This is a genomic window from Legionella cincinnatiensis, assembly GCF_900452415.1.
In the GTDB taxonomy this organism is placed as follows: Bacteria; Pseudomonadota; Gammaproteobacteria; order Legionellales; family Legionellaceae; genus Legionella; species Legionella cincinnatiensis.
The window spans coordinates 1,740,085-1,753,738 of sequence record NZ_UGNX01000001.1 but is presented as its reverse complement, the minus strand read 5'-3'; the positions used below and the strand labels follow the sequence as shown (position 1 = coordinate 1,753,738).

Below are 13,654 nucleotides of genomic sequence, written 5' to 3'. Positions count from 1 at the left end.
CTCATCGCACCTACAAAATATCATCCCTTCATAAAAATAATTACGAAATGAATCACAACTTATCCACAAAATACCCCCATATTATTCTCTTGACAAAAACACATTGTTCTTTAAAAAACACATTATCTTGTTACTTTCATGAAAAAATTACACAATATATTGATTTTTTATTGCTATACTGTAAATATATCTAACTCAAATAAAAATAAAAACCGAGTGGAGGAAAAATGTCTGCAACTCTTGATCCGGTAAATGATGTGCCGCAAATCAGTCAATTGGAACTGACCGCTAATGCCCCTGGTGTATTAAAAACCATTAAGCGTAATGGCAAAGTAGTAAATTACGACGATACAAAAATTAAAATAGCAATTACTAAAGCCTTTATTGCTGACGAAGGAGGCACGGCTTCTACATCGGATCGCATCCACCAGCAAATTGAAGAGCTTACCCGTCAAATCACTCAAGTATTTAAACGCCGTTTACCCAGTGGTGGTGCAGTTCATATAGAAGACATTCAAGATCAAGTCGAATTAGCGCTTATGCGTAGCGGCCACTATAAAGTTGCCAGAGCTTATGTGTTATACCGCGAAGAACATCGTAAAGCACGCGAAACTGAATTAAAAAAGCAAGCGAGTGACCAGAAGCTTCTGTTAATCACTATGCCTGATGGAGAATTAAAACCATTAGACACAGAGCGTATGAATACGATTGTTCATGAAGCATGCCGTAATCTAGAACATGTTGATGCGGAACCAGTCATTAAAGATGCACTGCGCAACCTTTACAATGAAGCAAAATTTGCAGATGTGCATAAAGCATTAATTATGGCAGCACGTACTTTAGTTGAAAAAGAACCCAACTATACTTATGTCAGCGCACGTTTGTTATTAGACAGTTTACGAATAGAGGCACTGCATAAATTAGGTATTGAAACCGATGCAACCTTTGATGAAATGAGTCAACTCTACCCAGCTTACTTTAAAACCTATGTTGCCTACGGTATCAAGCAAGGAATGCTTGATGAAAAAATGATTGATTTTGATTTAGAAAAATTGGGTAAAGCGTTATTGCCTGAACGTGACATGAAATTTACCTATCTAAGCTTACAGACTTTATATGACCGTTATTTTATTCATGATCAAGGAATACGTTATGAATTGCCCCAAGCTTTTTTCATGCGCGTTGCTATGGGTCTGGCGATACGTGAGAAAGATAAAAATGAAAAAGCAATTGAGTTTTATCAATTATTGTCTTCTTTTGATTACATGTCATCTACACCAACCCTGTTTAACTCTGGGACGATTAGACCACAGCTGTCCAGCTGCTATTTAACTACGGTCCCTGATCATTTAGATGGTATTTACAGTGCCATCAAAGACAATGCCTTACTTTCTAAATACGCGGGAGGTTTAGGTAATGACTGGACGCCCGTACGTGCAATGGGATCACACATCAAAGGAACCAATGGAAAATCGCAAGGAGTAGTTCCTTTTCTCAATGTTGCTGATGCCACAGCAGTTGCCGTAAACCAAGGAGGAAAACGTAAAGGTGCTGTTTGTGCTTATTTGGAGTGCTGGCATAAAGACGTAGAAGAGTTTTTAGAATTAAGAAAAAATACTGGGGATGATCGACGTCGTACCCATGATATGAACACCGCATTGTGGATACCTGATTTATTTATGATGCGGGTACGTGAAGATGCTGATTGGACTTTATTTTCTCCTGATGAAGTTCCTGAGTTACATGATCAATTCGGTAAGAACTTCGAAGTTTTGTATGGTGAATATGAAGAAAAAGCGCGCCAAGGCCTTATGAAAAATGTAAAAACTGTATCTGCGGTCAAATTGTGGCGTAAAATGTTATCGATGCTTTTTGAAACTGGCCATCCATGGATGACGTTTAAAGATCCTTGTAACTTACGTTCACCACAACAACATACTGGAGTAGTTCACAGCTCTAATTTATGTACTGAAATTACGCTTAATACTTCAGAGGAAGAAATTGCTGTATGTAATTTGGGCAGTATCAATCTTCCTGCACACATCAAAAATGGCAGACTCAATATTGAGAAATTAAAACAAACCATTAGAACAGCTGTTCGTATGTTGGATAACGTAATTGATATTAATTATTATTCTGTACCTCAAGCACGCAATTCCAATTTAAAACACAGACCTGTTGGGCTTGGTTTAATGGGTTTCCAAGATGCCTTATATGAGTTAAAAATTGATTATGCTTCCCAAGAGGCTGTCGAATTTGCAGATTCATCTATGGAATTAATTAGTTATTATGCAATCGAGGCTTCTTGTGATTTAGCTAAAGAAAGGGGCAGCTACTCCAGTTACGAAGGTTCTTTATGGAGTAAAGGTATATTACCAATTGACTCTATCAATTTATTACAACAAGCACGTAACAAATACTTGGAACAAGATCGTTCACAACGCTTAGATTGGGAAAGCTTACGCATTAAAGTACGTACTCAAGGAATGCGTAACTCAAATGTGATGGCTATTGCACCAACAGCCACTATCTCTAATATTTGCGGTGTAGCACAATCTATTGAACCTACTTATCAAAACTTGTATGTCAAATCCAATTTGTCGGGCGAGTTCACCGTGATCAACCCTTATCTTGTTGCAGATTTGAAAGCTCTGGGTCTTTGGGACGAAGTAATGGTTAATGACTTGAAATATTTTAATGGTAGCGTACAACCAATCAGTCGCATTCCAGCTGACTTGAAAAAACGTTATGCGACTTCCTTTGAAATTGATCCAATTTGGTTAGTAGATGCCGCTTCTCGTCGCCAAAAATGGATCGATCAAGCTCAATCACTCAACATTTATATGGCCCAACCTTCTGGTAAAAAACTGGATCAACTTTACATGCATGCGTGGATACGTGGGTTAAAAACAACGTATTACTTACGTAGTTTGGGCGCATCTAATGCAGAGAAATCTACAGTGACTGATAGTGCACTCAATGCAGTCAAAATAATGGCCGAAGCACCAAAAGCATGCTCCATACTCGATCCAGACTGTGAAGCGTGCCAATAATTAGGGAGAACTTAAATGTCAGAAAATATCATACAACAACAAGACATCATTCTTACAGGTGCGACAGGCTATGAGTCTCTTGAAATGGGAGCTGCACGCATTCATGTGGATGATAAGCGTATCATCAATTGCCGTGCTGACTTAAATCAACTTGTTCCCTTTAAATATAAATGGGCTTGGGATAAATATTTAACCGCTTGTGCCAATCATTGGATGCCCAATGAAATCAGTATGAGTGCTGACGTAGCGCTCTGGAAAGATCCTAATGGTCTTACAGAAGCAGAGCGTTTAATTATCAAACGCAACTTAGGCTTTTTCTCAACAGCCGACTCTTTAGTGGCCAATAATCTGGTTCTGGCTGTTTATAGACATATAACCAATCCAGAATGCAGACAATATCTCTTGCGACAAGCCTTTGAAGAAGCTCTGCATACTCATGCGTATCAATATGTTATTGAAAGTTTGGGACTTGATGAAGCAGAGGTCTTCAATATGTATCGCGAAATCCCTTCAGTAGCTACTAAAGCAGCGTGGGCATTACCCTATACCCAAAGTTTGGCTGATGAAACATTCCATACCGGTACTGTAGAAAACGACCAACGATTATTACGCGATTTGATTGCTTTTTATGTCGTATTTGAGGGAATATTCTTCTATGTTGGCTTTACACAAATTCTCTCCATGGGTCGTAGAAACAAAATGGTAGGAACCTCAGAACAATTCCAATACATTTTACGCGATGAATCCATGCATATGAATTTTGGTATTGATGTGATTAATCAAATTAAAATTGAAAATCCACATTTATGGACTTCTGAATTTAAAGAAGAAATAATCCAGCTCATTCGTCAAGGAGTAGATTTGGAATATCAATATGCCAAAGACACCATGCCACAAGGAATTCTAGGAATGAATGCAGAAATGTTTGAAGAGTACTTACACTTTATTGCAAATCGCCGCCTCACCCAAATTGGTTTAGCAGAACAATATCCCGGCGCTGTAAATCCCTTCCCCTGGATGAGTGAAATGATGGACTTGAAAAAAGAGAAAAATTTCTTCGAAACTCGCGTGATTGAATATCAAGCTGGTGGTACTTTAAGCTGGGAAGACGAATAGAAATGTAATCGTTCACGAGAGGAGGTATTGGTAAAGGTTGAATGAAAAGCACTCCGGAAAAGCAAAGCATAGGTGGCTATGCGGGCATTTTTTGGGGTACTTTTTGTTCAAGATAAGCCATATGGTCATTCCCTCATCGGGAATGACCTTTTTTTACATAAAATCCCGCAGATCCACAGTACCTTAGATTGCCCAGCAGGACTTCATTGCTTTTTATAGTGCCTCGCCAACATTAAATTTTTAATTCACCTTAAATTGAGGCCCCTGAGGTTCTTCCTCTTTTTTCATACTCTGTATCTGCTCTTTTATCCCCTTGAATTTTTCTAGCATGACTGTTGCTTCTTTTTTTGTATTCGTTGCTTCTAATCTTGCAACTTTTGCTTCTTCTTTTGCAACTTCTACTTTTTCTTTTGCATTTTCAATTTCTTGTTTTGCAACTTTTACTTCTTCTTTTGCAACTTTTACTTCTTCTTTCGCAACATTTGCTTCTTCTCTTGCAACTTTTGCTTCTTCTTTTGTAACATTTGCTTCTTCTTTTGCAACATTTGCTTCTGATCTTGCAGCTTTTGCTTCTCGGAAAGCTTGTTTTCTCACTTCTTCTAATGATTCTGAAAGTGTCCGTGCTTTACGTGCTTCTTCTGGGTCCACTCCTATTCCCCACCCTACTTTTAATGCTTTATCCAGTTCTTGCTTCGCATTTTCTAATGCTTGCTCTTTCTCTACGGCTATTTTTTCTTTCTCTACAGCTATTTTTTCTTTCTCTGAGAAAGTTTCTTCTTTCACTACAGCTGTTTTTTCTTTCTCTACAGCTATTTTTTCTTTCTCTGAGGCTATTTCTTCCTTCTCTTCAGCAGTTGATTCCGCTCTTAAAACAGTTGCTTCTGCTCTTAAAACAGTTGCCTCTGCTCTTGCCGCTTTTAATTCTGCACTTGCTGCAACTGATACTTCCTTCTCTAAAGCTGTTAAATCTGATCTTGCAGTATTTGCTTCCGCTCTTGCAGCAGTGGCTTCTGCTCTTGCAGCTTTTGCTTCTCTGAACGCTTTTTTCCTCACTTCTTCTAATGATTCTGAAAGTGTCCTTGCTTTGCGTGCTTCTTCTGGGTCGACTCCTACTCCCCATCCTACTTTTAATACCTTATCTAGTTCTTGCTTCGCTTTTTCTAATGCTTGTTCTTTCTCGGTAGCTTTTGTTTCTGCTTTTTGAGCTGTATTTTCAAATTTGACAGTTATCTCTTTTAATAAATCGTAATGGTCAGCAGCTTCTTCGGCAGCTGTGACAGCCTCTGCAAGTTGAAGTTGTTGCTCCTTACTGAAAGGCAACTCTGCAATTGCACGCGCTTTCTCAAGTTCAGGAGTAGCTCCTCGCAGCCCCAACTCGTCCAATCGCGTATTCAAACTGAACATCTTGGTTGGCACCTTCGGATCAACCGAGTGATTGGCCATCACTCTTGCCACCTCGAGTGTCGCTAGTGTGCCACCTTCTCCCTGGAGGAGAGAAATCATGTCCACAGACTTAGTTGCAGCGTTTTCAATACTCTCAGCTTTATTCAATAAATCTTCTTTGCTGAGCTTAAGTTCATCCTCACTAAGTTTGTATCCTTCAAACTCCCAACTTTCTGGCCTATCATTTGTTTCCAAATATTCAACATATGCGCGAAGGGCACTCGCTTCCTTATTCATCTGCATAACCGCATCTGGTCCTATGCTGCCGTAAGTTGGGTGCGTAGTAAACGTGCTCATGGGTTGGAACACCTCCACTGCAGAATGGAACCCGGCAGTGATCAGTCCTGCAGCTGACAATGCCGCAATTGAAGTCACTTGATCCGGATGCGCTGATTCGAGTGGTTTCCCTGAGGGCTGGTCCAGAGTCAAAGATGTAGGAGAGGTACCACAGAACAAATTCATGGTGGTTGCCATCTCTCCGAATGTTCCTGACACGTGCCCTGTTACTGGCTCTGTAACATTCTCGACGACTTGATCGGATACTAGGTAGCTTGGCCAAGATGCGTCCACCAGCGATTTCTTATGTTCAGGATATGCTTTCTTGAGCAGTTCTTCTGCATTGTCCCCTTGATTCAGTAGACCACGTCTTTCTACGACACCCCATCCTACTGGAGCACGTTCTGTTTTCTTACCTACAGTGTGATAAGGTGCGGAAAGACCTCCCCCCTTCAGTGAAGAGACTACTCTGGCTTGATGGAAGATTTTTTCAAATTCTTGAACCTCTTCAACAGACGCCTGTCCATCTTTACCTCTGAGGTTGCGTTGGGCATCACAAAGACCAGCCACGTAGGCATCATATACACGATGGGCATCACCAAGTGGACCTTTGTATGCAGCCCCAAAACCTGTTTCATGCTTTTCGAGTCCTCCCAGGTCTCCCATAAATGACAGAATACCTTGACGGGCGAGCGCACCTTCAGGGCCAGCTTTTTTAGCGTTGTTTGTTATGTTGGCCATGTTTTCTCGGCAGTCGTTAGCAAGGGACGCTGCTTTTTCGGTGTATTCTTCAGGCCTTGGTTCTCGTTTTCTCATGTCAACGAGCTCGGCAAGCCTGGCGTTAAAATCTCCTGAGGGGAGACGTCCAGTTCCTCCATCAGCCATTAACCTGGTACACATACTGATTAAAACTTCATCATTATCCAGATCTGATTTTGCTTCGCCGGTATGCTTTAGTCTCTCCATTACGGAATCCATCCCATTGGCGCATAGTTTCATTACTTGAAGAGAAGATTCATTTGGATAATAAAGTAGGTGACGTGCTGCTAACGATTGGTCGGTAGCTAATTCGAGTGTTCGTAGATTTTTTGATTCTTCTGGGTTGACCCCCCTTTCTCCTGTTGTGACCCCTTTGTTGATGGGTAGACCTACCCGTGGTGGTGACTTTCGATGTGGTGATGGTGGTTTGCTGGACATTATTATACTCCTTCAGCTATAGGGATGTCACTCGTGTGTGGTGACGTATCCAGTTTCATATCGACAAATAATTAATCAATTTATATTAAATATAGAATGTGATTTTTAGTTTAGCAAACCGAAGTTTTCTCGCACCCTGGCTGTGGGTATTTTGTTAGGTTTGTGCTTTTATCTTAGTTAAATTTTGTCTGGACAATTGATAAATTATTATGTTAAAATTTGAAAGTATTTTGTTATGTAATGAACGAATCAAAGGTTGCTCCTAGTGGCAAGGAACAGCAGATTGAGCTCTAATTGTGAGGTTATCCTTATGGCACATTACGAAACTAAAATTAGTTCCGAGAATTCTGAGTATGAATCTGATGGAGGAACAGCATATTCTCTCATACAACCTCTCAGATAACATTTATTACTATTCCAGCTCTTTAATTGATGGAGTCTTTCTGTACCTGTAGGAGCTACCATCGTAGCCTTTAGCGTTTGAGCAATCAAGTCAAGAGATCATAGAGCAATACAAGAAAGAATATTGGCACATCCCGCCAAAATGTTAGTCAGTAAGATCAACCGCCGTATTCGTTACTCCAAAAATGGATATATATTGTCTTGAACACGTAAATATTCTTTTTATTGCTAAAGAATGGCATAATGCATGCCTACAGTTTTTGCAAAACCATATCATGGTTCTTTTTTAATAAAAACATAAAACTGTCAAACCTAAATAAACTTAAATAAAACAGGATGTTTCATATGAAAAAATTTTTTTGTTCTATTGGCTTAAGTTTTTGTCTTGTATCTAGTGTATTCGCAAGTGATAATGCGCTTGATCTTTTAAATTCAGAAATTACAAATATTCTGGCACCACTTCAGAATCAAGAGACTGTCGCAAGACTCAAATTTGATACGGTAGAACTCAATAGTGAACGCGCCGAAAAAATCGCCTTAAATGGGCTTTATAAAAAAGTCGGCTCAAAAAATAGTTTTGAAGTAAAAGTTGACAATCTAAGCTATGACTATGGTGATGGCAAATCGCCAACCACTGCTTTTAAAGGTTCTATTGGACTTGATTTCACAAAGTTTTTAACACGTGAAGAAAGTAATGAAATGATTCCTAGTGCTATTGAATATTTGCAAGAAACTGTAAGAGAGTATGCTGAAGAATATGGCGATGCCATTTTTATCAAAGGAGTGCTCACTTCAACAACCAAAGACGTGGATGGCAATTATACGGGGTTAACTGCATTGCTTTCAGCAAAAATTGATCTCGATAAACTCCCTGAAGATCTTTCACGTACTGAAGTTATAGCTACTGATGCTTTTATCTCAATCACGTTGAATCTTAAAACTGGGTTTTCTATAGATGGCTTCGTAGTAAGCAATCCAGAATACTCAGGATTTCAAGCAGACGAAATGGGATTAAAAGAAATACTAGAACATTTTCTCGCTCGTGATAAAGAAACACGAGATCTGATTGAAGGAGTTTTCATGTTTTTAGACTATGTAGCTTCTGATATCGTTGAAATAGACAATTCATCATTCTGGAAACTCATCCCGAAAAAATACTCTTTAAAACTCAAATAAAAATTGATGCTCTTTATATTGATATGTGAATCTTACCCTCCGCGAAAGTGGAGGGTCTAACAAAGTAACAACCAGATTATTTATGAATAGCATTTTTCATAAAATGAAAAACAGAATTCATTGAATTTGCAAATCCTATTGAGCATGATTTTATTAGAATATTTGTTGTGCCTGCACTTTCGCTTTCTTGAGAGTGGCATTCATAAGAATGTATCAAGGGTAAAATTCATTTTTTTACTTTTGTTGAACTAATTATTAATCGAGCAGAAACATAAAGGACTAACCTATGAAAACACAACCTACAAAGCAGGAAAACAATACTAATTATAGTTTTTTACTCAAATGTATGGCTGCTCTCACTGCAGCTGCAGTAGCTACCGCCGGGATATTTGCGGCAGTAAGTCTCAAGTCCGCAGCAGCGACCACAACCACAATAGCTGCTAAAATGGCATTTGCATCAGCCTTTCCCCCAATATTTCCCATTGCGCTTGTCCTAATCGGTCTTGTTTGTGTATTACCTTTTTTATTTAGCCGTAATAATACTACTTATATACCAAATCGCACCGTTACGACTGGTTATAATAGTTTTGGCTTTTATTCACCCAGTTACTCTACTACATCAGTTTATCCAGACTCTCACCATCATGAACATCCCGATACAGGAACTGTTTACACCAGCAGCCATATACATGGGCACGATAGTAACGTCCATGGGCACGATAGTCATGTACATGTACACAACACTGGTGGCTACGTGCATAGTCGTTAAAATATCTTACTCCTCTCTCAATAGGGAGAGGATTTAAAAATATTCATAATAAAATATATTATTCTCCCTTGTTAACCTAAAACCCATATAGTTCACTTAACAAACAAATAGTGCTATATTTAATCATGGCATCCCTAATTAAGGATACTGATTGTTTTAGCACATACACGCAGGGAGGATGCAAATGAAAAACATACTATTTATCGCATTACAATTAGCAATTGCTACAGCTGTTTTTGCTGATACCACTATAATCACAGAAACCAAAACATGGAAAAGCATTCCGATTACAGTTGATCCACAAACCCAAACTTATACTACAGTTGAAGGACCTGTACCTCAAGGTGATTACTATTATACGTACTCTGGATATCGATGCCTCAAAGAAAAAGTGAAAGTTGTTGGTGGCAATGTAATTATATATCATTCAGGTGGTGCTGGGGGAGGTGATATATATTGCTATCCCGAATAATAAATTAAGAATGACTCACAATTATGTTTGTAGAATACCGTGAAGCAGAACGTCGCAAAGTTACTTCTGTTTTGCTTCACATAACTCATTTTTCTTGATTTTATAAAACCATCCCATTTACCTGACTATCCCAAAGTTTTTTAAAGTAACTTTCTTGGTTGTTGACCAGTTCATCAAAAGCTCCCTCTTCAATGATCATGCCATCTTCCATCACAACAATTTTATCCATATGACGAATAGTAGACAAACGATGAGCAATTGCAATAACTGTTGCCTTATTTTGCTCCAGCATTTCATTAATTGACTGTTGAATTTCTTGCTCCGAAATACTGTCAAGGCTTGAAGTTGCTTCATCCAGAATAACAATTGCTGCATTTTTTAAAAATGCTCTTGCAATGGCAATTCGTTGGCGTTGGCCACCAGAAAGTTTCACTCCTCGTTCACCAACAAGAGTGTTATACTTTTCCGGCAATGACTCAATAAAATCATCTATATTCGCCATGGCAGCCGCCTTCTTTATTTCCTGAAGTGTTGCATTATCCTTTGCATAGCCTATATTTTCACCAATCGTACGATGAAAAAGCATAATATCTTGGGGAATAAGCGCAATTTGTTGCCGTAATGAATCGGATGTAACGCTTGCAATAGGCTTATCATCAATTAAAATTTGGCCTGAAGTAGGTTTGAAGTTTTTCAATAACAACGAAATCAAAGTAGATTTCCCAGCTCCAGAATGACCGACTAAACCAATTTTCTCACCAGGCTTGATGCGCAAATTAAGATTTGTGAATACAGGTTTCCCTTCGTTATAGACAAAAGACAATTGATGAAAATTAATTTTTCCTTCACTTATTTGAAAATCTTGTGCATGAAGTTCATCAACTGATTCATGAGGCATAGATAAAATGTTAAAAGAAGATTTGAAATCACCAATTTCTTTTAAAAAAGTACAAAGACTACTCATCAGTGTCCATAAATCAAAAGAAATGGTAATCGCTGTCAGCATGACAAACAAAAAATCACCTGTTGAAATTTCTCCATGTGTACGCAAATAAATCATGAACAAAAAAACAGTAATTAACATGAACCAGTAAAGCACTGATCCGATCATATTAAATTTAAAATCATATCGATAAAGTGCAATTTGGCACGGTACAAAATCATCAGACATCAGCTGCGTCACGCGTTGATGTTCAAAACGACGTTTTGCAAAATAAAATAAAGAAAATATATTGGTAATATTATCCGAAAGAGCACCTATTACTTGGTGTTTACTTTCTGCAGTCTTACTAGATAGCTGATTTAATTTAAGCGCCATGGGCAACATGATTGCCATAACTAACACACACCAGGCAAGCATAAAGCAAAATACGCTTAGATTGACCACTAAAAGCACAAAAACCGAAACAATAACGACAAAAAAATGTTTGCCCACAATATGATGAATATTCGCAAAAACACTATCGTAGCCATCCAAAAGCCCTTTTAGCTTACTGATTACAGTTCCACTAGGGGTATTTTGAAAATAACCATAAGAATGATATTGCACATAATTATAGGCAGAAGCTAACAACCTTTGTCGTGCGTAAGGCTCGGCCTTCCATTCCGCAAAATCACTGATTCTCCATACTACATCCAGAGTAATTTGCGCTATAATAAACAACAAAATAGGAGCTAGTAATTGATGGTATGAGATAATTGTTTCATTGGAAAAAGCATCAACAATGAGTTTAAAAGAATAATTATTCGCAAAAATATAAAAAGCAGTAAGCACCGGAGCCTGGAGCATCAGAACATACCACCACCGATAGGGCTTAATCACCTGCCATAAAAAATGCCAGGCTGAATGGAATGGGTATTTTAAATCGGAAGTATCCATTTAAGCGGCTCAACATGAAAAATCTTCACAGTATACCATAGCAAGTTTATCACGCGCCCATAAATATCAATTTTTAATCATCCCAAGCTTCTTCATCTTCATCAATTTTCTAAAAATAGAAATGGAAGTTGTCATTTATCAATGATAACGGTAGACTTACAATTTTCTTAAGTCCCGGTGGCACAGCTGGATAGCGCAGCCCCCTCCTAAGGGGCAGGTCGGAGGTTCAAATCCTCTCCGGGACGCCAATGAAATCAATAGGTTATGGATTTTTATTTGAGTACCGAGTGGACCATTATTTCATGGGGATAACCACAGGGATAACACAGATAAACACTATCGTTTAAAAATCCCTGATATCAATCTTTCTAACTTAATAAGCATAGCTACTCAGAAAAATATTCCTCCTAATAACATAATGACAGCACTCCCCATACTGATAGAAAATCCAGAAAAAGCCCAAAACCACATGAAAACTCAAATGCAATTTAATGAGTCTGAAATAAACTTAATCATGAAGAAAAGCACTGAGAAAAAATAGTATTGACTCAACTCAAAAAATCGAAGCGCCGCTTATCGTCTATAATTGAAAATACAAATATCTTCGTCAGGATAGATAATGTTTAGACGTTTTGGACATCTCATTAAATTGATGGCTCATCCCCATTTCCGGGGGCATTAATCAAGAACACAAAACTTTAACCCTTAACCTATAATTTTCAAAATTTCTAAATCCATAAGCACGTCGTTGAATTAGCTTCATCTTGCGATGAAATCCCTCCGTAATGCCGTTGTTTTTAGTAAACCGCCACATTCTAACCACTTCTTCCCGCCATTGATATAATGTTTTACCTAGAGTTTTTAGTGACTCAAAAGGACTTTCTTTTAAAAGCGTTACGTATTTAAGAAACAAAGGCAGTAAACGCCGACACTGTTTTGCTGTCCGATGCTTTTTCATCAGGAGTCGATGGAGACGTTGCTTAAAGTGATAGATAGCCGCAATTGCTGGTTGGTGCTGTAAATAGCTGGCTCTTTTATTTAATCGTTTTATCGTTAAATTGGCTTCATTCGTTCTTAATGCAGCTAATAGACCACGTTGATACTTTATTTGAGGGTCAATTTGTTGATAAGTCTGGAGACTCATCTGATTCAACAAGCGAATCACATGGAAACGATCGGCAACTATCTTTGCATTAGGAAAATAACGCTTAATTAACAAGCGATAGCTGCTGCTTAAATCAATACACACTACAAGTACTTTATCCCGACCCTCTAAGGACTTGAGATAGCTCTCTAAGTCTTTAGCACTACGCCCTTCAACCACATCAAAGATTTTGTGCTTGGCCAAGTCACAAAAGGTTGTAGCATACCCAACCTTTCTATTAAATGAATGCTCATCCAATCCTAAGATGCGAGGACAAGAGCGAGTTGCTATCTTTTTATAACGTAGTGCATAACCATAGTGATACCAACGCTCTACAGTCGATTTTCCCAGCTTTAAATCTCGCGCCAAATCCTTTTGACTCACTCCTTTGCTATGGTAGTGAAACACCTGCTTTCGTAAACTCTCCGTCGCTCTTTGATGTTTCCCTATCCCAGGAAATCGCTGATTAAAATAGCGTCCACAAGATGGACAATAATACTTATGGGCTTTGATACACAAATAACTCCGACGCAATCCAATCGATTCATGACGGATTCGTCTTATAAAACTGTCCTTTTTACGCAGCTTCTTATTACCGCAATGAATACAGCGAACTACCCAACGATAACTCACCTCTATGTATACTGGGTTTTCTCCACTTACTCTTTTAATAGAATATCCTGGCAAATTTAGGATACAATCTCTTTTAGGCATTTTAATCTTCCTT

At 38.5% G+C, this 13,654-nt stretch carries 8 protein-coding genes and 1 tRNA gene; 6 read left to right on the top strand and 3 right to left on the bottom strand.

Annotated features, from left to right (window positions below; all coding sequences use genetic code 11):
* Positions 1-227 precede the first annotated feature (227 nt).
* The gene (locus DYH34_RS07800) at positions 228-3,053 is read left to right on the top strand and encodes a ribonucleoside-diphosphate reductase subunit alpha (RefSeq protein ID WP_058463637.1); all 2,826 of its coding nucleotides are present in this window, start codon (positions 228-230) and stop codon (positions 3,051-3,053) included.
* Between the two features lie 15 nt (positions 3,054-3,068).
* The gene (locus tag DYH34_RS07795; protein ID WP_058463638.1) at positions 3,069-4,169 is read left to right on the top strand and encodes a ribonucleotide-diphosphate reductase subunit beta; all 1,101 of its coding nucleotides are present in this window, start codon (positions 3,069-3,071) and stop codon (positions 4,167-4,169) included.
* Between the two features lie 240 nt (positions 4,170-4,409).
* On the opposite strand, the gene DYH34_RS18030 is transcribed toward DYH34_RS07795, so the two are convergent.
* Positions 4,410-7,085, bottom strand: coding sequence for a hypothetical protein (locus DYH34_RS18030; RefSeq protein WP_058463639.1), 2,676 nt, complete (start codon positions 7,083-7,085; stop codon positions 4,410-4,412).
* Positions 7,086-7,832: 747 nt separating this feature from the next.
* Between DYH34_RS18030 and DYH34_RS07785 the strand changes: the two genes are divergently transcribed.
* The 3 genes from DYH34_RS07785 to DYH34_RS18025 all read left to right on the top strand — a co-directional run bounded on the left by DYH34_RS07785 (position 7,833) and on the right by DYH34_RS18025 (position 9,904).
* Complete coding sequence (locus DYH34_RS07785) at positions 7,833-8,663, top strand: hypothetical protein (protein WP_058463640.1); 831 nt, start codon at positions 7,833-7,835, stop codon at positions 8,661-8,663.
* A gap of 286 nt (positions 8,664-8,949) precedes the next feature.
* Positions 8,950-9,432 (top strand): hypothetical protein, encoded by a 483-nt coding sequence (locus DYH34_RS07780; protein ID WP_058463641.1) that lies wholly within the window; start codon positions 8,950-8,952, stop codon positions 9,430-9,432.
* Between the two features lie 184 nt (positions 9,433-9,616).
* Positions 9,617-9,904 carry a hypothetical protein gene (locus DYH34_RS18025; RefSeq protein WP_162263040.1) on the top strand — a complete coding sequence of 96 codons (288 nt, stop codon included), beginning with the start codon at positions 9,617-9,619 and terminating at the stop codon, positions 9,902-9,904.
* 100 nt (positions 9,905-10,004) lie between these two features.
* Here the strand turns inward: DYH34_RS18025 and DYH34_RS07775 are convergent, their stop codons facing one another.
* Positions 10,005-11,783, bottom strand: coding sequence for an ABC transporter ATP-binding protein (locus DYH34_RS07775; protein ID WP_058463643.1), 1,779 nt, complete (start codon positions 11,781-11,783; stop codon positions 10,005-10,007).
* Positions 11,784-11,954: 171 nt separating this feature from the next.
* On the opposite strand from DYH34_RS07775, the gene DYH34_RS07770 reads away from it, so the two are divergent.
* Positions 11,955-12,031: transfer RNA gene (locus DYH34_RS07770), tRNA-Arg, on the top strand.
* A 434-nt stretch (positions 12,032-12,465) separates the two neighbouring features.
* On the opposite strand, the gene DYH34_RS07765 is transcribed toward DYH34_RS07770, so the two are convergent.
* The gene (locus tag DYH34_RS07765) at positions 12,466-13,641 is read right to left on the bottom strand and encodes an ISL3 family transposase (RefSeq protein WP_058463644.1); all 1,176 of its coding nucleotides are present in this window, start codon (positions 13,639-13,641) and stop codon (positions 12,466-12,468) included.
* Between the last annotated feature and the right edge of the window lie 13 nt (positions 13,642-13,654).